This window comes from Salmonella sp. NW722, from assembly GCF_051702785.1.
Classification (GTDB): Bacteria; Pseudomonadota; Gammaproteobacteria; order Enterobacterales; family Enterobacteriaceae; genus Salmonella; species Salmonella enterica.
In genome coordinates, this window is sequence record NZ_JAMMIN010000004.1 from 230,495 (window position 1) to 254,138 (window position 23,644).

At 53.7% G+C, this 23,644-nt stretch carries 22 protein-coding genes; 12 read left to right on the top strand and 10 right to left on the bottom strand.

The window, feature by feature from the left end:
* Nucleotides 1–69: 69 nt before the first annotated feature.
* Both allS and mnmH read left to right on the top strand, forming a co-directional pair.
* Complete coding sequence (gene allS, locus NA330_RS11430; RefSeq protein WP_000460169.1) at nt 70–996, top strand: HTH-type transcriptional activator AllS; 927 nt, start codon at nt 70–72, stop codon at nt 994–996.
* A 69-nt stretch (nt 997–1,065) separates the two neighbouring features.
* Nucleotides 1,066–2,160: a tRNA 2-selenouridine(34) synthase MnmH gene (gene mnmH / locus NA330_RS11435; RefSeq protein WP_023241814.1), complete on the top strand. Its 1,095-nt coding sequence runs from the start codon at nt 1,066–1,068 to the stop codon at nt 2,158–2,160.
* 38 nt (nt 2,161–2,198) lie between these two features.
* Here mnmH and NA330_RS11440 read toward each other — a convergent pair whose 3' ends face one another.
* From NA330_RS11440 to ybbA, 6 genes are all read right to left on the bottom strand, one after another.
* The gene (locus NA330_RS11440) at nt 2,199–2,858 is read right to left on the bottom strand and encodes a methionine ABC transporter permease (protein WP_000342247.1); all 660 of its coding nucleotides are present in this window, start codon (nt 2,856–2,858) and stop codon (nt 2,199–2,201) included.
* Nucleotides 2,851–3,867 (bottom strand): virulence-associated ABC transporter ATP-binding protein SfbB, encoded by a 1,017-nt coding sequence (sfbB, locus tag NA330_RS11445; protein ID WP_000569660.1) that lies wholly within the window; start codon nt 3,865–3,867, stop codon nt 2,851–2,853. The genes NA330_RS11440 and sfbB overlap by 8 nt, the downstream gene beginning before the upstream one ends.
* 36 nt (nt 3,868–3,903) lie before the next feature.
* Entirely contained in the window at nt 3,904–4,734 is an 831-nt protein-coding gene (locus NA330_RS11450) for a MetQ/NlpA family ABC transporter substrate-binding protein (protein ID WP_000524311.1), read from the bottom strand.
* A 256-nt stretch (nt 4,735–4,990) separates the two neighbouring features.
* Entirely contained in the window at nt 4,991–6,124 is a 1,134-nt protein-coding gene (locus NA330_RS11455; protein WP_000152862.1) for a porin, read from the bottom strand.
* A gap of 185 nt (nt 6,125–6,309) precedes the next feature.
* The gene (gene ybbP / locus NA330_RS11460; protein ID WP_023241813.1) at nt 6,310–8,724 is read right to left on the bottom strand and encodes a putative ABC transporter permease subunit YbbP; all 2,415 of its coding nucleotides are present in this window, start codon (nt 8,722–8,724) and stop codon (nt 6,310–6,312) included.
* Nucleotides 8,721–9,407 (bottom strand): putative ABC transporter ATP-binding protein YbbA, encoded by a 687-nt coding sequence (gene ybbA / locus NA330_RS11465; RefSeq protein ID WP_001110598.1) that lies wholly within the window; start codon nt 9,405–9,407, stop codon nt 8,721–8,723. The genes ybbP and ybbA overlap by 4 nt, the downstream gene beginning before the upstream one ends.
* On the opposite strand from ybbA, the gene tesA reads away from it, so the two are divergent.
* The 3 genes from tesA (at nt 9,378) to cnoX (ending at nt 11,831) form a co-directional block, all read left to right on the top strand.
* Nucleotides 9,378–9,992 (top strand): multifunctional acyl-CoA thioesterase I/protease I/lysophospholipase L1, encoded by a 615-nt coding sequence (gene tesA / locus NA330_RS11470; protein WP_001010574.1) that lies wholly within the window; start codon nt 9,378–9,380, stop codon nt 9,990–9,992. The genes ybbA and tesA overlap by 30 nt on opposite strands.
* Nucleotides 9,993–10,146: 154 nt before the next feature.
* Nucleotides 10,147–10,917, top strand: a complete 771-nt coding sequence (locus NA330_RS11475; protein ID WP_023241812.1) for an SDR family oxidoreductase — start codon at nt 10,147–10,149, stop codon at nt 10,915–10,917.
* 59 nt (nt 10,918–10,976) lie between these two features.
* Nucleotides 10,977–11,831: a chaperedoxin gene (gene cnoX, locus NA330_RS11480; RefSeq protein ID WP_000116060.1), complete on the top strand. Its 855-nt coding sequence runs from the start codon at nt 10,977–10,979 to the stop codon at nt 11,829–11,831.
* Between the two features lie 85 nt (nt 11,832–11,916).
* Here the strand turns inward: cnoX and fetB are convergent, their stop codons facing one another.
* Together fetB and fetA are read right to left on the bottom strand one after the other, a co-directional pair.
* The gene (fetB, locus tag NA330_RS11485; protein WP_023203772.1) at nt 11,917–12,696 is read right to left on the bottom strand and encodes an iron efflux ABC transporter permease subunit FetB; all 780 of its coding nucleotides are present in this window, start codon (nt 12,694–12,696) and stop codon (nt 11,917–11,919) included.
* Nucleotides 12,683–13,360 carry an iron efflux ABC transporter ATP-binding subunit FetA gene (gene fetA / locus NA330_RS11490; protein ID WP_023241811.1) on the bottom strand — a complete coding sequence of 226 codons (678 nt, stop codon included), beginning with the start codon at nt 13,358–13,360 and terminating at the stop codon, nt 12,683–12,685. Before fetA ends, fetB begins: the two co-directional genes overlap by 14 nt.
* Before the next feature lie 146 nt (nt 13,361–13,506).
* On the opposite strand from fetA, the gene NA330_RS11495 reads away from it, so the two are divergent.
* The gene (locus tag NA330_RS11495) at nt 13,507–14,424 is read left to right on the top strand and encodes an SPFH domain-containing protein (RefSeq protein ID WP_000906146.1); all 918 of its coding nucleotides are present in this window, start codon (nt 13,507–13,509) and stop codon (nt 14,422–14,424) included.
* Nucleotides 14,421–14,873: an NfeD family protein gene (locus NA330_RS11500; protein ID WP_000561177.1), complete on the top strand. Its 453-nt coding sequence runs from the start codon at nt 14,421–14,423 to the stop codon at nt 14,871–14,873. The genes NA330_RS11495 and NA330_RS11500 overlap by 4 nt, the downstream gene beginning before the upstream one ends.
* Here the strand turns inward: NA330_RS11500 and cueR are convergent, their stop codons facing one another.
* The gene (gene cueR / locus NA330_RS11505) at nt 14,874–15,290 is read right to left on the bottom strand and encodes a Cu(I)-responsive transcriptional regulator (protein ID WP_001026761.1); all 417 of its coding nucleotides are present in this window, start codon (nt 15,288–15,290) and stop codon (nt 14,874–14,876) included.
* Nucleotides 15,291–15,399: 109 nt separating this feature from the next.
* On the opposite strand from cueR, the gene copA reads away from it, so the two are divergent.
* From copA to ybaK, 4 genes are all read left to right on the top strand, one after another.
* On the top strand, nt 15,400–17,901 hold the full coding sequence (copA, locus tag NA330_RS11510) for a copper-exporting P-type ATPase CopA (RefSeq protein ID WP_000083910.1): 2,502 nt from the start codon (nt 15,400–15,402) through the stop codon (nt 17,899–17,901).
* 153 nt (nt 17,902–18,054) lie between these two features.
* On the top strand, nt 18,055–18,882 hold the full coding sequence (locus NA330_RS11515; RefSeq protein ID WP_000488545.1) for a lysozyme inhibitor LprI family protein: 828 nt from the start codon (nt 18,055–18,057) through the stop codon (nt 18,880–18,882).
* Between the two features lie 85 nt (nt 18,883–18,967).
* Nucleotides 18,968–19,762: a TraB/GumN family protein gene (locus tag NA330_RS11520; protein WP_000421861.1), complete on the top strand. Its 795-nt coding sequence runs from the start codon at nt 18,968–18,970 to the stop codon at nt 19,760–19,762.
* A gap of 201 nt (nt 19,763–19,963) precedes the next feature.
* On the top strand, nt 19,964–20,443 hold the full coding sequence (gene ybaK, locus NA330_RS11525; protein WP_000186618.1) for a Cys-tRNA(Pro)/Cys-tRNA(Cys) deacylase YbaK: 480 nt from the start codon (nt 19,964–19,966) through the stop codon (nt 20,441–20,443).
* A gap of 116 nt (nt 20,444–20,559) precedes the next feature.
* On the opposite strand, the gene ushA is transcribed toward ybaK, so the two are convergent.
* Complete coding sequence (gene ushA / locus NA330_RS11530; protein ID WP_000670398.1) at nt 20,560–22,212, bottom strand: bifunctional UDP-sugar hydrolase/5'-nucleotidase UshA; 1,653 nt, start codon at nt 22,210–22,212, stop codon at nt 20,560–20,562.
* Nucleotides 22,213–22,384: 172 nt separating this feature from the next.
* Here ushA and NA330_RS11535 point away from each other — a divergent pair, with 172 nt between their 5' ends.
* The gene (locus NA330_RS11535; protein WP_001251593.1) at nt 22,385–23,605 is read left to right on the top strand and encodes an MFS transporter; all 1,221 of its coding nucleotides are present in this window, start codon (nt 22,385–22,387) and stop codon (nt 23,603–23,605) included.
* The last annotated feature ends 39 nt before the right edge of the window (nt 23,606–23,644 follow it).

The window sequence follows — 23,644 nt, forward strand, 5'->3', positions numbered from 1 at the left end:
TGTAAAACTACTTAAAAATCATAGGAAAACAATTCTGGTTTTATCAGGATCGTAAGGAGGCGTCTGACGATGTTTGACCCGGAAACACTGCGTACCTTTATCAGCGTTGCCGAAACGGGGAGTTTCTCCAAAGCGGCGGAGCGCCTGTGTAAAACCACGGCAACCATTAGCTACCGCATCAAACTGTTGGAGGAAAATACCGGCGTAGGGCTGTTCTTTCGCACAACGCGAAGCGTCTCGTTGACGGCGGCGGGCTCTCACCTTCTCTCTCAGGCAAAAGACTGGCTTGCGTGGCTGGACAGTATGCCTGACGAGCTACGCCAGGTTAACGACGGCGTAGAGCGTCAGGTCAATATTGTGGTTAATAACCTGCTCTATAGCCCGCAAGCGGTCGCCAGTCTCTTATCGTGGCTTAATGCGCGTTACCCTTTCACTCAGTTTCACTTTTCCCGGCAAATTTATATGGGCGTCTGGGATTCGCTCCTGTATGAAGGTTTTTCGCTGGCGATTGGCGTAACTGGCACCGAGCCGTTGGCTAATACCTTTATGCTCGATCCTTTAGGTTCCGTACAATGGCGTTTTGTGATGTCTGCGGATCATCCTTTAGCTCACGTCAGCGGGCCTCTAACAGAAGCGCAGTTGCGCCGTTTCCCGGCAATTAATATCGAAGACAGCGCGCGTACGCTGACCAAACGGGTAGCCTGGCGCCTTCCGGGGCAGAAGGAAATTATCGTGCCTGATATGGAAACCAAAATCGCCGCTCATCTGGCAGGCGTCGGTATCGGTTTTGTCCCGCAGCCGCTCTGTCAAACGCTGATCGACAAAAACGAACTGGTAAGCTGTACCATCCCGACGATGCGTCCGCCCTCACCGTTAAGCCTCGCCTGGCATAAATTTGGCGGAGGCAAAGCGGTAGAAGACATTGTGAAATTATTTACCCAACGACAACCCGAAATAGCCGGTTTTTTATCCATTTTCAACACGGTACGCTGTTAAAAATCAAGCCACTTTGCGAATTGGCGCGTAAAATAGCGCAAAGGATGATTTAAGGTTACGTTTTACGTTATGCAAGACAGACAAAAAGCACAGGACTATCGCGCGCTCCTCCTTGCCGATACGCCTTTAATTGATGTACGCGCGCCGATTGAGTTTGAACAGGGCGCCATGCCGGGCGCCATCAACCTGCCATTGATGATGGACGACGAGCGAGCCGCCGTCGGCACCTGCTACAAACGTCAGGGCGCGGATGCGGCGTTAGCGTTGGGGCATCGGCTGGTTTGCGGCGACATTCGCCAGCAGCGGCTTGAGGCCTGGAAAGCCGCGTATCAACGTTTCCCCAACGGGTATCTGTGCTGCGCGCGCGGCGGTCAGCGGTCACATATCGTACAACGTTGGCTGAAAGAAACAGGGATTGACTGCCCGCTTATTGAAGGCGGCTATAAAGCGCTGCGCCAGACAGCAATTCAGGCGACCTGGCAACTGGCGCAAAAACCGATACTTTTAATTGGCGGCTGTACGGGCAGCGGCAAAACGCAACTGGTGCGACAACAGCCCAACGGCGTGGATCTGGAAGGTCTCGCGCGTCATCGCGGCTCCTCTTTTGGCCGCACGCTGAACCCCCAGCTCAGCCAGGCCAGTTTTGAAAACAAACTTGCCGTTGAATTGCTGAAAATTAACGCGCATCAGACGCTAAAAAGGTGGGTACTGGAAGATGAAGGGCGAACGATCGGCGCCAACCATCTGCCTGAGTGTTTACGCGAAAGAATGGCGCAGGCCCCCATTGCGGTAGTGGAAGATCCGTTTGCGCTTCGTCTGGAACGACTGCGTGAAGAGTATTTCATCCGTATGCATCACGACTTCACCCACGCCTACGGCGATGAAGCCGGTTGGCAGGCGTATAGTGAATATCTTCATCATGGACTGTTCGCTATTCGCCGCCGTCTGGGGTTGCAACGCTTTGCCGAACTGACGGACACGCTGGATAGGGCGCTGGCAGAGCAATTATCCAGCGGCAGCACCGACGGCCATATGGCATGGCTGGTTCCGCTACTTAACGAATATTACGACCCGATGTATCGCTATCAACTGGAGAAAAAAGCCGCGAATATCGTTTTTCGCGGCCCATGGCAAGAGGTTGCCAACTGGCTAAAAGCGCAATAGCTTACTTTTATTGCCGGCTGACGCTACATTGAGCCGGCTTAGTGTCTGTCGCGCTTGTCGGCACGTTTTGCCAGCCAGTCGCCCAGCATCTGAACGACCTGAACCAGCACAATCAGCGCCACTACGGTAACAACCATCACTTCGGTTTCGTAACGGTAGTAGCCATAGCGAATCGCCAGGTCGCCTACCCCGCCGCCGCCGACAATCCCGGCCATCGCCGAGTAGCCGATTAAGCTTACCAATGTAATCGTCAGGCCGCGCAGCAGCCCTGCGCTGGCTTCCGGCAACAGTACGGTACAGATAATACGCATCGGACTAGCGCCGAATGCCAGCGCCGCCTCAATAATCCCTTTATCGACTTCACGGAGCGCGCTATCTACCAGGCGTGCATAAAACGCGATTGCGGCCACCGACAGCGGGACGGAGGCTGCAATCGGGCCAATGGTATTGCCCAGCAAAAGCTGCGTTAGCGGCAGTAACAGCACCAGTAAAATAACAAATGGAACCGAGCGGATAATATTCACCAGAACCGAGGCGACGAGATAAATAAAACGGTTCTGCCAGAACAGATGACGATCGGTGACAAAAATCAGAAAACCGAGCGGTAGACCGCCAAGAATCGCCAGCACCGTTGAAATACTCAACATCTGGAAAGTTTCATTGAACGCCAGCGTTAAATCCGGCAATAAATCATCCACGGATCACCTCCACCTGTGCGGTACGTTGACGGATATGCTCCACGGCGGCGGCCACCGCCGTTGGATTATGCGGCGCGGTTAATTGCACCACCAGAATGCCCAACGCGCGTTCGCCGATATATTCAATCTTGCCATGCAGGATATTGACCGCGACGCCAAACTTGATCGCCACCTCCGACAGTACCGGCTGCTCCGCCGAATCGCCGATAAACAAAATTTTCAGCAACTGCCCGGGCAGGTGTTCCCGTAAACGTTCCGGCAGGGTCAAATTAAGGGTATGAGACACCAGTTGCTGTGTGAAAGCGTGTTGCGGGTGGGCAAACACATCAAACACCTCGCCCGATTCCACAACCTTACCGCCCGACATCACCGCCACGCGATCGCAAATAGATTTGATCACGTTCATTTCATGGGTGATCAGTACAATAGTAATCCCGAGCTGTGCGTTGATCTGTCTGAGCAGGGCCAGAATCGTGGCGGAAGTTTCCAGATCCAGCGCGGAAGTCGGTTCATCACACAGCAAAACATCCGGATGGTTAGCGATGGCGCGGGCTATCCCCACCCGCTGTTTTTGCCCGCCGCTGAGCTGTACCGGGAAACGGTTCGCTTTATCGGCAAGGCCCACCAGCGTTAAAATTTCCGCCACCCGCGGCGCGATTTTGCTGCGTTCCCAGCCAGCCGCTTTCAGGCTAAACGCCACGTTTTGCGCCACTGTCCGGGTATGCATTAAGTTAAAATGCTGGAAAATCATACCAATACGCTGCCGCGCCTGGCGTAACGCTTTTCCGTCCAGCGCCGAAATTTCCACGCCGTTGACGTTGACGCGCCCCTGGCTGGGACGCGTTAAGGCGTTCAGGGTACGCAGCAGAGTGCTTTTTCCTGCGCCGCTGGTACCAACAATGCCAAAAATCTCGCCCGCGGCGATATGCAGGCTCACATCATCCACCGCGCGCGTGGGGGTACCGCGACCGGCGGTAAAATCGACGCAGACTTTTTCTATTTCAATCATATTCACCTCAGAAATTGGGGATGGCTACCGCTGCGATCAGGGTGTCGCGGTCATCCATTCCGGTTTCTGGAAGGCGCTATAAATATTCTTTGGATCGTCGATAACCGCGCGATAAGCCGGCGATTTCACCGCCTCGACAATATCTTTGGCAAACGGCTTATCGGCATCTTCACTGCGTACCGCAATGATATTTTTCAGGTTCTCATCCAGGTGTTCCTGCTTAATCGCGCTGGAGAGATCGAGTCCTGCCGCCACCGCAAAGTTCCCGTTAACCAGCGCGCCGGTCACGCCATCCAGCGTGCGCGGTAGCTGTGCGGCTTCCAGCGGTTTGAAAACCAGTCCTTTTGGATTGCTGGCGATATCTCGTTCAGAGGCTTTGGTCGGATCGATATTGTCCTTAATCGTGATAAGCCCCAACGATTGCAGGAAGCGAAGGCCGCGCGCCAGGTTAGTCGGATCGTTGGAGAGGGTAATAATGTCCCCTTTTTTAAGCGCATCCAGACTGTTGATTTTACGTGAATAGAAGCCCATCCCGGCGGTCGGTACCACAATAAGTTTGCTGAGCTTCAGCCCTTTGTCAGCGGTGAATTTGTCAAAATAGAGGGTATGTTGAAAGAGGTTGGCGTCAATGCTGCCGTTAGCTAACGCCATATTGGGCTGGACATAGTCGCTAAACTCGCGCACCACGACCTTATACCCTTTTTCTTTTAATGTCGGCGCAATCGCCTGCTTCACCATGTCGCCATACGGCCCTGGCGCGACGCCAAATACGATCGTTTGCGGGGAACCATCGGCATGGGCAAACTGTAATCCGCAGGCCAGTAATAGCGTGCTGGCCGCAATGCGTAAACTCTGACGCAATCCCATAATTTCTCCATTTTAAATAGTGTGATGCTGTGCCGGATGCCGTTCATGCGGCATCGTCTGTTTTGGCCCAAACGAAAGGCTATTTCTTAACATGACACAGATCACAGCCTGCTGTCCTTGAAATTATTTCATGATGTTTCCTGGTGTGTCGTTAAATGTACGAGGCAGGCGCTCAGGCGTGTGTCAGGCGGGAATAGCGTAGAGGGAAATGCCGGATAAGAGGTCTTAACGCCAACATCCGGCAGAGGAAAACGCTTTAGAAATCGTAACGCAGACGCACCAGGTTCATATCGCCCAGATTGTCAGTGCTGGAGGTGAAAACATGTTCATAATCAACGCGGAAACCATAATCCAGTTGGAAGGTGATCCCCACGCCGTTATCGGTGCGCAGATAGTCGCGGCCATTCACATATTCAATGCGGTCGCCCATAAAGTACGGTTGAATAGCTTTCACGGCATACTGACCAATCGGGAAAGCGTAACCGACAAAATATTCCAGACCCCACGCATCGCCGGCAAAGTAATCATTCACAGACACTTTTTTGGTCGTCATAAAGTTCTGATACCAACCGCCGCCTGCGGCGATAGTCCAGTTTTCCGGCGTCCAGCTTAACGCGGTACCGACAATATTTTGATCGTAAGTTTTATTGCCGTTGCCGCGCATCTCCGCACGGGTATAGTTCCATGCCGTCCCCCAGGTCAGATCGTCGGTGAGATGGTAATCCGCGCCTAAAGAACCGCCGCCTTTACGTTTGTAATTCAGACCGTTATTGGCATTATAATCGTCGCTGAACAGATAAGACGCGTAGAGATCGACATTGCCAATGCTTTTCTTATACTTCAATGACTTACGCGTACGGTAAGAACCATCGTAGTCGCCGTTAATCCCGTTGCCCGGCGCCTGACCTATCATGTCGTAATCCCAGATATCGGTTTTTACGCCCACCACATCGTAATAAATGCTGTTCTGTTGACCGAAGGTCAGCGTTCCCCACGTCGCGCTCTTGAAGCCGGTATACAGCATACGGCGAGTGGTATCAGTCGCGCCCTTCGCATAATGGTTATCCCAGTCAAATACCGCAGGGATATTGACGCCCAGCTCGTAATAGCTAATCCAACTGATATCATCAAACAGATAGTAATCCGCGGCGAAGCGGAAACGCGTCCCGCCATCAAAACCATTACGTTTATAACCGTTCGCGCCGTCATTGCCGGTCATATTCTGGAACTGCGGACGAATACTCCCGCCGACGGTGAAATTGAGTCGGCTGAGTGGATTACCCGCCTGGGGATCTTGTTTTAAAACGGTGATTTCCGCCTGAGTGGCGAAAGGCATGAAAGCCATTGCCGCGCCGATCGATGCCGCCAACGCTGTTATTTTAATTGTCATTATATTTTCCTTGATAGATAGCCAATCCAAATCATTTAGCAGGCAAATAATAACTGTTATAAAACCTTACGTGTTGTGTATTTTTTAATGATTTGTGCTACTAAAAATCAAGGAGTTATCAATTTGTGCGACTAAAAAAGTACGCGCCGTTTTAAAAACCGGCGCGAAATTATTCACATCATGAATCATCCGTTAAACTGTCGGAATAGCGCTTTGCCTTTCAGCAAACGAACGCCAAGCCAGCCGCCGCATACGGAAAGCAGCAGCGCGCCGCAAAACGGCAGTGCGCCCCATAAACGCCAGTCCGGCTCCCAGGGGAAATCAAAAACGTTGATTTGTAAGATCGCCAGCGCCGTTTCCGCGCCAATCGCGGCGACCAGCCCGGCAACTAACCCCAGCATGGCGAATTCGCACCAGAGTGTGGTACGCAACAGTTTCTTTCCGGCTCCTAACGTGCGCCACACCACCAGCTCCTGATGGCGCTGACGCATCCCGACCTGTACCTGGGCCAGTAATAGCAACATGCCGCAGAGGGTGACTAGCACAACCATCACCTCCAGCGCCCGACTGACCTGCTCCAGCACCTGTCCCACCTGTTTCAGGATCGCCCCGATATCTAACAGGCTGACGGTAGGAAACTCGCGGTTAAGCTGCGTTAACATGCCGTTGCCATTCTCCCAGCGAAAACTGGTCAACCAGCTTTGCGGTTGCCCGTCCAGCGCCCCGGAAGGAAAAATGAAGAAAAAGTTGGGCCGCAGGCTTTCCCAGTCCACTTGACGCAGGCTGGTGACTTTAGCGCTAAATGCCTGGGTATCGCCCATAAAGGTTACGCTATCGCCGAGTTTGACGTTCAGCCGCTTCGCCAGCCCCTCTTCCATGGAGACTTCGCCCGGTTTTGGCGGCCAGTGACCAGCGACCAGCGGATTATGCGCCGGGCGCGTATCCTGCCAGGTCAAATTCAGTTCACGGTTGAGTGACTCATCCTGCTGACCTTCCGTCGGATTACCGTTTATCCTGGTTAACCGCGCCCGCACAATCGGATAAAACGTCTGCGGAATCACCTGATGTTCCGCCAAAAAGGCTTTCAACGGCGCGACCTGCTCTGAAGCAATATTGATAAGGAAATAGTTCGGGCTTTCCGGCGGGAGCTGCTGTTGCCAGCGATCAAGGAGGTCGCCGCGCAGCACCAGCAAGAGCGCCAGCAGCATAAACGAAAGCGAAAACGCCGAAAGCTGACTCAACGTTGACCACGGCTGACGCAGAAGTCGGCTGACGGCCAGACGCAGCGGTAGCGACGTCAACGTCATGCCGCGCAGCACGTTAAGCAGCATCCAACCCACCAGACCGCACAGCAGCGCCAGTATCACGGCGCCCGCCAGAACCGCCCACAACAGCATGCTTCCGCCCATCAATCCGGCGAGCAGCGCCACCACGACGGCGCAGGCGACAGGCAAATAAATTTTTAACGGCCAGACGCGAGCGACAACGTCGCGGCGCAGCACCCGTAGCGGCTGGGTCGCCAGCAACAATCGATAAGGCCGTAAACCGACCAGCAGAGAGATGACCGTCATCGCGCCCAGCGCCCACAGCCAGGGCCACAGGCTGGCGGGCGGCAAATCGGCGGGCAGTACCGGTTTTAGCAGCACCAGCAATATGTTTTCAAACAGTAACCCAATCGCGCCTCCCGTGACGGCGGAAAGCCCCAGCACCATCAACCACTGTCCGATGATAAGTTTACGTAACTGGGCCCGGCCCGCGCCCAACGTTTTTAAAATCGCCACCAGATCGTAGCGGCTACGGCAGTAATGGCTCATCGCCACCGCGACGGCAGCTACCGCCAGCAGTAGCGTTAATAACGCCGAAAGCAGCAAAAACTGCTGCGAACGTTCGAGCGATTTCCCCAATGCCCCGTCATCCTGCTCCAGTCCGTACCAGCGATGTTCCGGTTTAAGCTGCGGTAACAGCCAGCTTTCATAGCCAGCAAGCTGTTGCGGCGTTCCGCCGAATTTATACCGCCACATCACGCGGCTCCCCGGCTGTATCGCACCGGTTTTTGCCACATCGGCCATATTCATCATCAGACGCGGCGCCATCTGAAAAGGGTTAAATCCGGAATCCGGCTCCTGCACCACTTCACCGGCAATACGCAAGGTCACGTCGCCGACATCAATGGTATCGCCCGTTTTCAAATTAAGCAGCGCCATCAGACGCGGCGCCAGCAGTACGCTACCCGGCTGCGGTTTCACTCCGTCAGGACGGGTTTGCAATTCGCCGTACATCGGATAAACGCTATCTACCGCCTTCACGCTGGCCAGTTGCGGCGTATCGCCGGCAAACGTCATGGTCGCAAAGGTTAACTGCTCGCCCACGTTAAGGCCGCGTTTACGCGCCTCTTCAAGCCAGGCTTTCGGTACCTCCCGCGAACTTTGCAGCGTCCGATCGCCTGCCATAAACTCGCGGCTTTGCTGACTTAACCCTTTTTCCATCCGGTCGCTAATACTGCCGAGCGCCAGTACGCAGGCCACCGCCAGACTCAACGCCAGCCAGACAATAATCAGCGACGGCGAGCGCCATTCGCGCCAGAACCAGCGAGCTATCATGCCTCCTCCTGTAACTGACCGTTGACCAACCGCAGCCGCCGGTCGCAGCGCGCCGCCAGCGCCGGGTCGTGCGTCACCAGAATCAGCGTGGTGCCGTGCTCGCGGTTAAGCGAAAATAGCAGGTCGGCGATTTTATCTCCGGTCTGACGGTCAAGGTTGCCCGTCGGCTCATCGGCAAACAGCACATCAGGACGCCCGTTAAACGCGCGCGCCAGCGCTACACGCTGCTGTTCGCCGCCGGAAAGCTGTGCCGGAAGGTGGTCAAGCCGTTTTCCCAGTCCCAGTTGTTCGAGCAGCGCTTTCGCCCCCGCCTTACTCTGACCGCTGTTTTCACCGCGTAGCAGGGCCGGTAGCTCAACGTTTTCCAGCGCGTTAAGCGTAGGAATAAGCATAAAGGATTGAAAAACAAAACCGACATGCTGAGCGCGAAGCTGCGCCCGCGCCTCTTCGTCCATCTGGTGAAGCGGTTTCCCCACCAGACTAACCTCTCCGCTACTGCCGTCATCCAGTCCGGCGAGAATCGCCAGCAGCGTAGATTTTCCCGATCCTGATTCGCCAATCAGCGCAATGGTTTCGCCGCGTTTGACAACCAGTTCAACTCCGGTAAGGATGGAAAGCTCATGCTCACCCTGACCGACGGACTTCCTGAGACGATGAACTTCAACACTGTTTTCCGCTGGCATTTGCCCTTCCTGTTTTTGATCCTGTTAACTTTCCGTGCCGCCGCCGCAGACACCTTATTAATTCTGGGCGATAGCCTCAGCGCCGGTTACCGTATGGCCGCCAGCGCGGCATGGCCGTCGCTCCTTAATGATAAATGGCAAAACAAAACGTCGGTCGTTAATGCCAGTATAAGCGGAGATACCTCGCAGCAGGGACTGGCGCGTTTGCCAGCGCTGTTGCAACAGCATCACCCGCGCTGGGTAGTGGTGGAACTTGGCGGCAACGATGGCCTACGCGGTTTTGCGCCTGCGCAAACCGAACAGACGCTACGTAAAATCATTCAGACGGTGAAAGCCGCCGATGCCCAACCGTTACTGATGCAAATTCATCTGCCCGCTAACTACGGTCGCCGTTATAATGAATCCTTTAGCGCCATTTATCCTAAGCTCGCCAAAGAGTTCGATATTCCTCTGTTACCGTTTTTTATGGAAGAGGTGTATCTGAAACCGCAGTGGATGCAGGATGACGGCATTCATCCCAACCGCGACGCCCAGCCGTTTATTGCTGACTGGATGGCGAAGCAGTTGACCCCTTTTCTCTCCTGAATAATTCGAGTTGCATGAAGGCGGCACGTAAGAGAATTTCCAGGAGCACAGATACCTATGTGACTGGAGTAAACGAACGCACAGGCAACTTGAAGTATGACGGATATAGTTAACCACGACTCTTAAATCAACGGAGATCCTGACAGGTAAAGTTATGCAAAAATCGGTCTTAATAACAGGATGTTCCAGCGGAATCGGTCTGGACAGCGCGCTTGAGCTTAAACGCCAGGGCTTTCAAATCCTGGCGGGCTGCCGCAAACCTGATGATGTCGCCCGGATGAACAGTATGGGATTTACCGGCGTGTTGATCGATCTCGACTCCTCTGAAAGCGTGGATCGTGCCGCCGATGATGTGATCGCCCTGACCGATAATCGTCTGTATGGGATCTTTAACAATGCCGGCTACGGCGTGTATGGCCCCCTTTCCACCATCAGCCGTGAGCAGATGGAGCAACAGTTTTCCAGTAATTTCTTCGGCGCGCATCAGCTTACCATGCGCTTACTTCCCGCCATGTTGCCGCATGGCGAAGGACGCATTGTGATGACCTCATCGGTGATGGGGCTGATTTCCACCCCAGGGCGCGGCGCTTACGCCGCCAGCAAATATGCGCTCGAAGCCTGGTCTGACGCGCTACGTATGGAGCTACGGCACACAGGCATTAAAGTGAGCCTGATAGAACCGGGGCCGATTCGTACCCGTTTTACGGATAACGTTAACCAGACGCAGCGTGATAAACCGGTAGAAAATCCCGGCATCGCCGCACGTTTCACCCGCGATCCTGACGCGGTAGTAGCGAAAGTACGTCATGCTTTTGCAAGCGATAAACCCAGGCTGCGCTATCCCGTTACGCTGGTCACCTGGGCGGTGATGGCGCTGAAACGCCTATTGCCGGGCCGGATGCTGGATAAAATTTTACAAAGCTGAGTTGAAGCGCGCCAGTCAGCCCCCATGTAAACGTGACACAGACAAAAGAGAGCGACGCCATGTCCGTACAGAACATTGTCAATATTAATGAATCCAACCTGCAGCAGACCTTAGAGCAGTCCATGACCACGCCGGTACTGTTCTATTTCTGGTCTGAACGCAGCCAACACTGTCTGCAATTAACGCCAGTGCTGGAAAGTCTGGCTGCCCAGTACCACGGTCAGTTTATTCTGGCAAAGCTGGACTGCGACGCCGAACAGATGATCGCCGCTCAGTTTGGTCTGCGCGCCATCCCGACTGTCTATCTGTTCCAGAATGGCCAACCGGTCGATGGTTTCCAGGGGCCGCAGCCGGAAGAGGCGATCCGCGCTCTGCTGGATAAAGTACTGCCGCGTGAAGAAGAGCTAAAAGCGCAACAAGCGATGCAGTTAATGCAGGAGGGCAACTACATTGACGCTCTGCCGTTGCTCAAAGACGCCTGGCAGCTCTCTTCGCAGAACAGTGAGATTGGCCTGTTACTGGCGGAAGCGCAAATTGCGCTGAACCGCTCTGAAGAGGCCGAAGCGGTGTTAAAAACTATCCCGCTACAGGATCAGGATACCCGTTATCAGGGGCTGGTTGCGCAGATCGAACTGCTTAAACAGGCGGCGGATACGCCGGAAATTCAGCAACTTCAGCAGCAAGTCGCGGAGAATCCGCAGGATGCGGCTTTGGCAACGCAACTGGCGTTGCAGTTGCACCAGGTCGGACGTAATGAAGAAGCGCTGGAATTGCTGTTCAGCCATCTGAGAAAAGATCTTGCCGCCGCCGAGGGACAGACGCGCAAAACCTTCCAGGAGATCCTTGCCGCGCTCGGCACCGGCGACGCGCTGGCGTCGAAATACCGCCGCCAGTTGTACGCGCTACTGTATTAATCCTCTCTTGCCTGATGGCGCGCTTATCTGGCCTACCTGTCGTCCTCAGGCCGGATAAGGCGCTTGCGCCATCATCCGGCAACTATCATGATTTCTTGAGCGGCATCACTACCAACTGATGACGCGAATTATAGAACTTCCGGTAGGTTAAATAGCAGGCAATGATGGTAGACAGGCTGGCTGTCGACAACAGCATAAACGTTACCATAATTTGATATTTAATCGCTTTTACCGGATCGATCCCGGCAAAAATCAGCCCGGACATCATCCCCGGCAGGCTCACCAGCCCAACGGTCTTTGCCGAGTCGATCGTCGGGATAAGCGATGCGCGGATGCTATCGCGGATAAGCCCGGCGGAGGCCATTTTCGGCGTTGCGCCCAAACTTAACTTTTCCTGGATTTGCTGCTGCTCGCTATGAAAACGCAGCCCCAGTTGGTTGTAGCACAGCCCTACCGCTACCATCGCATTACCGGCGACCATGCCAGCGATGGGAATCACCTGCATCGGCGCAAATTCAATCGAACCGGTAAGCACCAGTACCGTCAGCGTTAGCCCGGCACCGACGGTGATGGCGATAAACGAGGAGAGAAATGCCTTATCGATATATTTACTGCGCTTTTGCGCGTTCCATGCGGCGTTAAAACAGATGAACAGCACCATCAGTAGCGTCAGGGCGGCATGATTAACGCCAAAGATGTATTTCAGTACATAGCCGACAATAATGAGCTGTATCACCGCCCGGCATACGCTCCACAGAATATCTTTTTCCAGCGCCAGCTTTTCCTTGTGACTGATGAGCATCGCGACCACCACCAGCAGCATCGATAACGCCAGCGAGATATTGGTAATATTATGCTCGTTCATAACGCGCCTCCTGCATCTCTCCGGCAGATGGCGTTAACGTTATCACCTTATCCGCGTGTTGAATTTCATCTTTATCATGCGTTACCCACAAGACAGCGACCTGCTTATCGCGAACATAGCGATGAATAATATCATTCACATTCCGTTTGTTATGTTCATCCAGCGCGCTGGTTATTTCGTCGAGTAACAGTATTTTCGGCAGAAACTGTAGATTACGAATTAGAGCAATACGCTGTTTTTCCCCGCCGGAAAGCGCGGCAATCGGTTTTTGCAGAATCGTCTCCGGCAGTTCAAAACGCGCCAGATCGTCTGCGAAGGCTGTCGGCTGCGGGCGCTGATGGCGAATTTGCCAGGGAAAAATCAGGTTATCGTAAACCGTATCGCCAAATAGCGCTGGCGTCTGAGCGCAATAAGAAACGTGCTGGCGATAGGCTTCCGGACTCAGAGTAGTAATATCCTGCCCCTCAAAAAGAATCACGCCGATATCAGGGCTTATTAACGAGGCCACCATTTTCAACAACGTACTTTTTCCGCAGCCAGAAGGACCGGTAATTAACTTAAATTCGCCGCGTTGCAGCGTAAAACTGATGTTATTCACTATTTTTGTCGTCGCAGTCCGGTAACCGACCTGCTTTAACTCAAGCAACATGCTACGTTCTGTCATTTATTGCGCATCCGTTGTTCATATTTTTATAGCGATAGTGTATCCCTGTAATTAATAAGGGGGGAACATGCTTTACTGAATCAGGTATAATTCGCTTAATTCGTCAGCAAAATCGGTTTATGGACAACGCAACAGGAGGTTTAGCTATGCTCATTCTTATCCCTATTCTCATTTTCGTCGCGCTGGTGATCGTCGGCGCGGGCGTCAAAATCGTTCCGCAGGGGTACCAGTGGACGGTGGAGCGCTTTGGACGTTACACCAAAACCCTGCAGCCGGGATTAAGCCTTGTTGTACCGTTTATGGACAGAATTGGCCGCAAGATCAATATGATGGAACAAGTGCTGGATATTCCGTCGCAGGAGGTGATCTCAAAAGATAACGCCAACGTCACTATCGATGCGGTCTGTTTTATTCAGGTTATCGATGCGCCGCGCGCCGCTTATGAAGTCAGTAACCTGGAACTGGCAATCATTAACCTGACCATGACCAATATCCGTACGGTGCTCGGTTCGATGGAGCTGGATGAAATGCTCTCCCAGCGCGACAGCATCAACACGCGGCTGCTACATATTGTCGATGAAGCCACCAATCCGTGGGGAATTAAAGTTACCCGTATCGAAATTCGCGATGTCCGCCCGCCCGCGGAATTGATCTCCTCGATGAACGCCCAGATGAAAGCGGAACGTACCAAACGCGCCTATATCCTTGAGGCCGAAGGGGTACGTCAGGCGGAAATCCTGAAAGCCGAGGGGGAAAAACAGTCGCAGATTCTGAAAGCCGAAGGCGAACGTCAGTCCGCTTTCCTGCAGGCGGAAGCGCGCGAACGTTCCGCCGAAGCGGAAGCCCGCGCTACGCAGATGGTGTCTGAAGCCATCGCCGCCGGGGATATTCAGGCGATAAACTACTTCGTGGCGCAGAAATACACCGAAGCGTTACAGCAAATCGGCTCGGCGAATAACAGCAAAGTGGTCATGATGCCGCTGGATGCCAGCAGTCTGATGGGCGCTATCGCCGGGATCAGCGAGCTGGTTAAGGACAGCGCCAGCGAACGGAAAAAAGCATGATAGCGATGATTCTGGTACATCCGCATATCTTCTGGCTTAGCCTCGGCGGCCTGTTGTTGGCTGCGGAAATGCTCGGCGGTAACGGCTATTTGCTGTGGAGCGGCGTGGCGGCAGTGATTACCGGCTTAACCGTCTGGCTCTTACCGCTCGGCTGGGAATGGCAGGGCGTGCTGTTTGCGGCCTTAACGTTGCTGGCGGCCTGGCTTTGGTGGCGCTGGCTGGCGCGTCGCGTGCGGGAGCAGAAGCCGACCGACAGCCGCCTTAACCAACGCGGACAACAACTGGTAGGCCGCCGGTTTATGCTTGATGCCGCGTTAGTTAACGGACGGGGTCATATGCGTGTCGGCGACAGCTCGTGGCCGGTATGCGCTGACGAAGACCTGCGCGCAGGTACGCATGTCGAAGTGATCGCCGTGGAAGGCATCACCTTACGCATTCGCGCCGTTTAATCAACGTGACTTTTGCGCCTTGTGATGACAGCAGCCGGAAAGATTATCAATAATCGGGCAGTCGGCGCTGTCATCGCCGGGACAACTCTCCGCCAGCGCCAACAGTTGATCGCGCATTGATTGCAGCTCGCTGATATGGCGCTCGATCTCCGCGACCTTTTCCAGCGTCCGCTTTTTCACATCTGCGCTATGGCGTCGCGGATCGTTAAACAGATTGACCAGTTCGCCACACTCTTCCAGATTAAACCCCACCTGCCTCGCCTGTCGCAGCAACGTCAGCTCGTTTAAATGCTTCTGCGTGTAGGTGCGATAACCATTTTCGCTACGTAATGGCGGCGTCACCAGCCCTTTCTCTTCATAAAACCGAATGGCTTTGCTGGTTAAACCGGTTTTTTTCGCCACATCGCTAATATTCATATTTCCCCCTTGACCTTAACCTTGCTGGAAGGTTTAACCTTTATCACAGTGAGTCACTACGATTACTAAGGTCAATGAATTGATGACCAATCATAAAGGAGTTTTTACTATGTCTCAAACTATCGACCTGACCCTGGACGGTTTGTCCTGCGGTCATTGCGTTAAACGCGTGAAAGAAAGTCTTGAACAACGTCCGGATGTTGAGCTGGCGGACGTCACCGTAACCGAAGCGCACGTTACCGGTACCGCCAGTGCGGACGCGTTAATTGAAACCATCAAACAAGCCGGGTATGGCGCGACGTTAAGCCACCCAAAGGCTAAACCGCTGACGGAGTCATCAATCCCGTCGGAAGCACTGGCAGCGGTTCCTCATGAGCTTCCGGTAGCGACGGCCGATGAAGAAAGCCAACAGTTGCTGTTAAGCGGCATGAGCTGCGCCAGTTGTGTCACCCGCGTACAACATGCGCTACAAAGCGTACCGGGCGTCACGCAGGCACGGGTAAACCTGGCGGAACGCACTGCGCTGGTGATGGGCAGCGCGTCCGCCGCTGATTTAGTGCAGGCGGTGGAAAAAGCCGGCTACGGCGCAGAGGCGATTGAAGATGACATCAAACGCCGCGAGCGCCAGCAGGAAACCGCCATCGCCACCATGAAACGTTTTCGCTGGCAGGCCATCGTCGCTCTGGCGGTCGGTATACCGGTCATGGTCTGGGGGATGATCGGCGATAACATGATGGTGACCGGCGACAACCGCAGCCTGTGGCTGGCTATTGGCCTGATCACGCTTGCGGTGATGGTCTTTGCGGGCGGTCATTTTTACCGTAACGCGTGGAAAAGCCTGCTGAACGGCACGGCGACGATGGATACGCTGGTGGCGCTCGGCACCGGGGTCGCCTGGCTCTACTCCATGAGCGTCAACCTGTGGCCGCAGTGGTTCCCGATGGAAGCGCGGCACCTCTATTACGAAGCCAGCGCGATGATTATCGGTCTGATTAATCTCGGACACATGCTGGAAGCGCGCGCCCGTCAGCGTTCCTCAAAAGCGCTGGAAAAATTACTCGATCTCACCCCGCCCACCGCACGCGTCGTGACAGAAGACGGCGAAAAAAGCGTCCCGCTGGCGGACGTTCAGCCTGGGATGCTGCTGCGGCTCACTACCGGCGATCGCGTGCCGGTGGATGGCGAAATTACCCAGGGCGAAGCGTGGCTTGATGAAGCCATGCTGACCGGCGAACCTATTCCGCAGCAAAAAGGCGAAGGCGACAGCGTTCATGCCGGCACCGTCGTCCAGGACGGCAGCGTCCTGTTCCGCGCCAGCGCGGTGGGCAGTCATACCACGCTGTCACGCATTATTCGCATGGTACGCCAGGCGCAAAGCAGTAAACCGGAAATTGGCCAACTGGCCGATAAAATCTCCGCGGTATTCGTTCCCGTCGTCGTGGCCATTGCGCTGTTCAGCGCCGCTATCTGGTATTTCTTCGGACCGGCGCCGCAAATTGTTTATACGCTGGTCATCGCCACCACCGTACTGATTATCGCCTGCCCTTGCGCATTAGGCCTGGCGACGCCAATGTCGATTATTTCCGGTGTAGGCCGCGCTGCCGAATTCGGCGTGCTGGTACGCGACGCCGATGCCCTGCAACGCGCCAGTACGTTGGATACCCTCGTTTTTGATAAAACCGGGACGCTGACGGAAGGCAAGCCGCAAGTGGTGGCGGTAAAAACCTTTAACGGCGTTGATGAAGCTCAGGCATTACGTCTGGCAGCCGCGCTCGAACAAGGCTCCAGCCACCCGCTGGCCCATGCGATTCTGGAAAAAGCCGGCGACGATAAACTGCCGCAGGTGAACGGTTTCAGAACTCTGCGCGGACTGGGCGTCAGCGGTGAAGCGGAAGGCCATCAACTGCTTCTGGGGAACCAGGCGTTGCTGAACGAACAGCACGTCGCCACGGATGATATGACGGCGGAAATCACCGCGCAGGCCTCGCAAGGCTCGACTCCGGTCCTGCTGGCGATTGACGGTAAAGCGGCGGCGTTACTGGCGGTACGCGATCCATTGCGCAGCGATAGTATTGCCGCGCTTGAACGCCTGCACAACGCCGGATACCGTCTGGTAATGCTCACCGGGGATAACCCAACGACGGCTAACGCGATTGCCAAAGAAGCGGGTATTGACGAAGTCATTGCGGGCGTTCTGCCGGATGGCAAAGCCGATGCGATTAAACGTCTTCAAAGCCAGGGTCGTCAGGTTGCGATGGTCGGCGATGGTATCAACGATGCGCCCGCGCTGGCGCAGGCGGACGTCGGTATCGCGATGGGCGGCGGCAGCGATGTGGCGATTGAAACCGCGGCGATTACGCTGATGCGCCATAGTCTGATGGGCGTGGCGGATGCGCTGGCCATTTCGCGCGCGACGTTGCGCAATATGAAGCAAAACCTGCTTGGCGCATTTATCTACAACAGCATTGGTATCCCGGTGGCCGCCGGTATTCTGTGGCCGTTTACCGGTACCTTGTTAAACCCGGTAGTAGCGGGCGCGGCAATGGCGCTGTCTTCCATTACCGTCGTAAGCAATGCCAACCGGCTATTGCGCTTTAAACCGAAAGCGTAAAAACGCTATATCAGGCAGCATTAGCTGCCTGATATATTATTAAGCCATCAGTAATTTACCGTATCAATATATAAAAATTTAACCGCACATCCTATAGAAAAATAAAAATCAACATTTTATAATGTTTTTTTGAATCATAAGGATGTGTTATTTATGTTTAGAAAAGCAGTTACGCTTCTTTTCCTGCTTTCTCCCGCCGTCAGTTATGCAGGGTTATTTGATTCCACTCCAGAGTTAAAATGTGGCAACGATAATGCAGTCACGGCGGCAAAAGAATGGATTTACAATGAAGCATTAGGTCGTTTACAGCAAGACTATATTAAAGAGCCCTCCACGCTTTTCTTCGATATCCCCCAGACTCAATACGAGCAACAACTCCGGGCTATTCCTGTTCAATTCAGTGATGTAATCACGCAGAACCCTCAAGCAGAAAATGCCAACTTACGAACTTGCTCGGCTACCGTCGCCATGGGTATTCCTCAGCCATTATTTAAATTAATGAAAGACTTACCAAACACTCTATTCTATATTTCACAAGGGGATGGACAGGTAATAAACAATACGGTGACCTGGAAACAGGTTAACTACAATATTCAGCTAGCAGACAACAACAAAGATATTGTTGTCACCCCTGTGCAAAAAACCGATAAATTGGCGCGGTCTATTTATGTAATGGCAAGAATGACGGTATCTGGTGATAGCATTATAAAGAAAAAAAATAACTCACTGATTGAAATCGCAGCAAAGAAATTTGAGAGTAGAGATCGCGAGCTTAATCAGGTCTGGAAATCGCTACCCGCTTCTGCCCGAACGGCATTAAAACAAGAGCAGCGAGTCTGGGTGACAAAAAAAGAGCAGCAGTGCGGCAAACTTAGCGATGCAAAATCCGAGGCCATACCCGCTGAAAAGCGCATCAGTATTTATAAATGCCAGCTTGAAATGACCATCGCCAGAACGGCCTATCTCGACGGCAGCGAATAACCCGACCGATCGTTGACGTCCCGTCAGGGCGCATTGCGCCCTTTTCTCCAACGCGCTAGCATGAGCTTTTTCAAAGGGAGCGCGTATGGAGTTATTAAATCAACTTAAACGTTTATGGCGCGCGCTGCGTGGTACCCCAAATAGTTGGCCTGCTATCGATCTCTCCCTGCCCGGCGGTCGTCATCTGCATCTGGTTGGCAGTATTCATATGGGGACACGCGATATGGCTCCTCTTCCAGCAAAGCTGGTGAAAAAGCTACGCCAGGCCGACGCGCTGGTCGTTGAAGCGGATATTTCCGGTAACGAAACGCCATTCAGCAATCTCCCCAAATGCCCGCCGTTGGTCGAACGTCTCAGCGCCGGGCAGCTAAGCGCACTGGAAAAACGGGTCAGTGAGTTGGGTATGCCGCTGATCCATTTTGATAATCAACCTTTATGGCAGATAGCTATGGTTCTACAGGCCACGCAGGCGCAACGGCTGGGATTGCGTCCGGACTATGGCATTGATTATCAGCTATTACAGGCTGCCCGCGAAATGTCGCTGCCGGTGCAAGAGCTGGAAGGGGCGAAACACCAGCTCGAACTACTCTGCGATCTGCCCGATGGCGGGATGGCACTGCTCGACGACACGCTGACGCACTGGCACACCAACGCACGGCTTTTGCAGGTGATGATCGGCTGGTGGCTTGAGCAGCCGCCGACCAGCGTCGGCGCTTCGCTCCCCAGAACGTTTAGCCAGCCGCTGTATGATGTACTGATGGTGAAACGCAATGAAGCCTGGCGCGACGCGCTGCTGGCACTGCCGCCGGGACGCTACGTGGTAGCCGTAGGGGCGCTACATCTGTACGGCGAAGGCAACCTACCGCAAATATTGAAATAAAAAAATGGCCAATATCGCTATTGGCCCGTCAAAGAGGAATTTCATCGTTATTATTATCCCGACGCTTTCGCTTCGGATCTTCAGATTGTCGCTCAAAGTTGCCGCAACTGCCAAGACCTAATGCACAAGATTATACTATTTTTTAGTCCGCTTTCGGGCGTATGCTGATGGCAAATCACGTCTGTAGTAAGAAGGAACGTTATGACACCCGCAGTTAAGTTACTCGAAAAAAACAAGATTCCGTTTAACATTCACACCTACGATCACGATCCGAATGAAACTAACTTTGGCGATGAAGTGGTGCGTAAGCTCGGGCTAAACGCCGATCAGGTGTATAAAACGCTTTTGGTTGCCGTGAATGGCGATATGAAGCAACTGGCCGTCGCCGTGACGCCTGTAGCCGGGCAGCTGGATTTGAAAAAAGTCGCCAAAGCTCTGGGCGCGAAAAAGGTCGATATGGCCGACCCGATGGTGGCGCAACGCACCACGGGATATCTGGTCGGCGGGATCAGTCCGCTGGGACAGAAGAAACGGCTGCCTACGCTGATTGACGCGCCAGCCCGCACGTTTGCCACTATTTATGTTTCCGGTGGTAAACGCGGGCTGGATATTGAACTGGCGGCTGACGATTTGGCCGCCATACTGGGGGCTAAATTCGCTGATATCGCGCGTCGGGATTAAGCCTGCGTAAAATACATTGCCGGATAGCGGCGCAAACGCCTTATCCGGCCTACAGCAGACATAATCCGTAGGCCTTAAGGCTGCGCGCCATCAGGCAGTGATGGCTATCCGTACCGCTACAACCAGCTCACCTCGCCTTTTGGCGTAAACGCCGCCGCATCCAGCGGTGAATTTTGCTGAATAAACTCTTTCAGCACTTCCGCATCAATAAACCCGGTATTCACGTATCCCGGTTTGTTATCGATGCGCGGATAACCATCGCCGCCCGTGGCGTTGAAACTCAGCGTCGCCATGCGGTAGGTTTTGGCCGGATCAACAGGCTCGCCTTTGATTTTCAGATCGGTGAGCTTGCCCTCTTTGGCGACAAAGCTCACATTGGCGAACTGTGGATAGGCGCCGGAGTCCGGTTTCATCTGTGCTACGGCGGTGAGATAATCAACTACCTCTTTGCCGCTCATATCGGCATACACCACAATGTTGCCGAACGGCTGTACCTTGAGCACGCTTTTATAGGTAATATCTCCCGCCTCAATCGAGTCGCGAATACCGCCGCCGCTCATCACGCCAAAATCGGCGCCGGTGCGCGCGATCTGCGCAGCCAGAATCACCCGTCCCATATTGGTCTGGACAAATCTGACCTTACTGCGATCGCCTTCAAGAAGGCCATTCACGCTACCAATTTTCACCTCCAGTTGCGCTTTACCTTTATTCTGGAACGGCGTTAATAACGAGAGCATTTGCGGATTTTCGGCGATTTCCGGCGTGTAAAGTACACGCTCGCTTTTCCCGTTATCCCAGGTCACTTTTTTCTTGAGATTTACCGGAATAAGCTGGTAGTTAACCATTTTCATCTCGCCGTTACGGAATTCGAAATCCGCGCGGCCCACATATTTACCCCACTCATGCGCCTGCACGATCCAGATGCCATTTTGCTTATCCGGCGCGCAGGGCGTTCCCGGTACGTAATTCACCTGTTTTTTATTTTCCGACGCCATGCATACCGGGTCTTGTGAGTGACCGCCCACAATCATCGCCAGCGAACCGGCAGGCAGGCTACGCGCCATCTCAACGTCGCCCGGCGCGTTCGAACCGTGATCGCCGTTGTCATAATGCCCCATATGTGTGGTCGCGATAATCACGTCCGGTTTTTCATTCATATTAAGTTCCTGAATCACCACCTTTGCTTCTTCAGCAGGTTTACGAAACTCAATATCGGTGAAATATTCCGGGTTGCCTATTTTCGCCGTGTCATCGGTGGTTAAGCCGATTACCGCGATTTTTATATCCTGGCGTGTAAAAATAGCCCACGGCTTAAACAGACGCTCGCCGGTACTTTTTTGATAAATATTGGCGGAAAGAAAGGGAAACTTCGCCCACTTTTCCTGCTGGCGCAATACGGTGAGCGGATTATCAAATTCATGATTACCGACGGCCATAGCGTCGTAGCCAATCAGATTCATCCCGCGGAAATCGGGCTCCGCATCCTGGAGATCGGATTCCGGCACCCCGGTATTAATGTCGCCGCCGGATAACAACAGGACGCTTCCCCCCTCTTGCGCCACCTCTTTACGGATACTGTCCACCAGCGTTTTTTGCGCTGCCAGACCATATTCGCCATATTCGCTGCGCCAGAAGTGACCGTGGTGATCGTTGGTATGCAGGATAGTAATTTTATAGGTTTTATCTTTTTCGTAAGCCTGTGCAGGCTGAGTCGTCAGCGCGAACGCCGCCAGTAACGCTAGCGCCACACCCCGTTTCAAAAATTTCATCTTTCTCTCCCTGACTCAATATCAACCGCAGAAATTACCTTTCCTTGCAATAATAGACAAATATGTTTTCAGAATTGAGACTTCCTTCAAACACATTTCACAGGTATGTTAGGCAAGTAATAATTACACATCCTACTATCTCCAACATCGCATAAAATTTAAGTGACTTTCTATGGCCATGAGTGAACCAACCCAGCCGTTAGCCGGCGCGCCCGCAGCGGCCGCTAAAGCACGTACTTCGTTTGGTATTTTGGGCGCGATCAGTCTTTCCCATCTGCTGAACGATATGATCCAGTCGCTAATCTTAGCCATTTATCCCCTGTTGCAGGCGGAGTTCTCACTGACTTTCGTCCAGATAGGTTTGATCACCCTGACGTTCCAGCTCGCCTCATCGCTACTGCAACCGGTCGTCGGCTACTGGACGGATAAGTATCCCATGCCGTGGTCGCTGCCTGTCGGCATGTGTTTTACCCTGAGCGGGCTGGTACTGCTGGCAATGGCGGGAAGTTTTGGCGGCGTATTGCTCGCTGCGGCGCTGGTGGGTACCGGCTCGTCCGTTTTTCACCCGGAATCATCCCGCGTGGCGCGCATGGCCTCCGGCGGACGTCATGGTCTGGCGCAGTCTATCTTCCAGGTCGGCGGTAACTTCGGCAGTTCGTTGGGCCCGCTGCTGGCCGCCGTGATTATCGCGCCCTATGGCAAAGGGAATGTCGCCTGGTTTGTGCTGGCCGCGCTGCTGGCGATCGTGGTGCTGGCGCAGATCAGCCGCTGGTATGCCGCCCAGCACCGGATAGCGAAAGGTAAGCCAAAAGCGATAATCGCTAACCCGCTGCCGCGCAATAAAGTCGTGCTGGCGGTCAGCGTGTTATTGCTACTCATTTTCTCGAAATATTTCTATATGGCGAGCATTAGTAGCTATTACACCTTTTATCTGATGCAAAAATTCGGATTATCAATACAAAACGCGCAGCTCCATCTGTTTGCCTTCCTGTTTGCGGTGGCTGCTGGGACGGTTATCGGCGGGCCGGTGGGCGACAAAATCGGCAGGAAATATGTGATTTGGGGCTCTATTCTCGGCGTCGCGCCGTTTACCCTTGTTTTACCCTACGCCACGCTGTACTGGACGGGGATTTTAACGGTGATTATCGGCTTTATTCTCGCGTCGGCGTTTTCCGCCATTCTGGTGTATGCCCAGGAGCTGCTGCCAGGACGCATCGGTATGGTTTCCGGCCTGTTTTTCGGGTTTGCCTTCGGGATGGGAGGCCTGGGCGCAGCGGTGCTGGGGCTGATTGCCGACCATACCAGTATCTATTTAGTTTATAAAATCTGTGCTTTCCTGCCGCTTCTGGGGATACTGACCATATTCTTACCTGATAATCGACATAAAGCGTGATTTTATGGCGGTTAAAGGTACGCTTTAACCGCCTGTACA

What these genes read in the sequence shown, in the direction of transcription:
- allS (WP_000460169.1), top strand. Translation starts at nt 70, where the DNA reads ATGTTTGACCCGGAAACACTGCGTACCTTTATCAGCGTTGCCGAAACG.
- mnmH (WP_023241814.1), top strand. Translation starts at nt 1,066, where the DNA reads ATGCAAGACAGACAAAAAGCACAGGACTATCGCGCGCTCCTCCTTGCC.
- sfbB (WP_000569660.1), bottom strand. Translation starts at nt 3,867, where the DNA reads ATGATTGAAATAGAAAAAGTCTGCGTCGATTTTACCGCCGGTCGCGGT.
- NA330_RS11450 (WP_000524311.1), bottom strand. Translation starts at nt 4,734, where the DNA reads ATGGGATTGCGTCAGAGTTTACGCATTGCGGCCAGCACGCTATTACTG.
- NA330_RS11455 (WP_000152862.1), bottom strand. Translation starts at nt 6,124, where the DNA reads ATGACAATTAAAATAACAGCGTTGGCGGCATCGATCGGCGCGGCAATG.
- ybbP (WP_023241813.1), bottom strand. Translation starts at nt 8,724, where the DNA reads ATGATAGCTCGCTGGTTCTGGCGCGAATGGCGCTCGCCGTCGCTGATT.
- tesA (WP_001010574.1), top strand. Translation starts at nt 9,378, where the DNA reads ATGAACTTCAACACTGTTTTCCGCTGGCATTTGCCCTTCCTGTTTTTG.
- ybbA (WP_001110598.1), bottom strand. Translation starts at nt 9,407, where the DNA reads ATGCCAGCGGAAAACAGTGTTGAAGTTCATCGTCTCAGGAAGTCCGTC.
- NA330_RS11475 (WP_023241812.1), top strand. Translation starts at nt 10,147, where the DNA reads ATGCAAAAATCGGTCTTAATAACAGGATGTTCCAGCGGAATCGGTCTG.
- cnoX (WP_000116060.1), top strand. Translation starts at nt 10,977, where the DNA reads ATGTCCGTACAGAACATTGTCAATATTAATGAATCCAACCTGCAGCAG.
- fetB (WP_023203772.1), bottom strand. Translation starts at nt 12,696, where the DNA reads ATGAACGAGCATAATATTACCAATATCTCGCTGGCGTTATCGATGCTG.
- fetA (WP_023241811.1), bottom strand. Translation starts at nt 13,360, where the DNA reads ATGACAGAACGTAGCATGTTGCTTGAGTTAAAGCAGGTCGGTTACCGG.
- NA330_RS11495 (WP_000906146.1), top strand. Translation starts at nt 13,507, where the DNA reads ATGCTCATTCTTATCCCTATTCTCATTTTCGTCGCGCTGGTGATCGTC.
- NA330_RS11500 (WP_000561177.1), top strand. Translation starts at nt 14,421, where the DNA reads ATGATAGCGATGATTCTGGTACATCCGCATATCTTCTGGCTTAGCCTC.
- cueR (WP_001026761.1), bottom strand. Translation starts at nt 15,290, where the DNA reads ATGAATATTAGCGATGTGGCGAAAAAAACCGGTTTAACCAGCAAAGCC.
- copA (WP_000083910.1), top strand. Translation starts at nt 15,400, where the DNA reads ATGTCTCAAACTATCGACCTGACCCTGGACGGTTTGTCCTGCGGTCAT.
- NA330_RS11515 (WP_000488545.1), top strand. Translation starts at nt 18,055, where the DNA reads ATGTTTAGAAAAGCAGTTACGCTTCTTTTCCTGCTTTCTCCCGCCGTC.
- NA330_RS11520 (WP_000421861.1), top strand. Translation starts at nt 18,968, where the DNA reads ATGGAGTTATTAAATCAACTTAAACGTTTATGGCGCGCGCTGCGTGGT.
- ybaK (WP_000186618.1), top strand. Translation starts at nt 19,964, where the DNA reads ATGACACCCGCAGTTAAGTTACTCGAAAAAAACAAGATTCCGTTTAAC.
- ushA (WP_000670398.1), bottom strand. Translation starts at nt 22,212, where the DNA reads ATGAAATTTTTGAAACGGGGTGTGGCGCTAGCGTTACTGGCGGCGTTC.
- NA330_RS11535 (WP_001251593.1), top strand. Translation starts at nt 22,385, where the DNA reads ATGGCCATGAGTGAACCAACCCAGCCGTTAGCCGGCGCGCCCGCAGCG.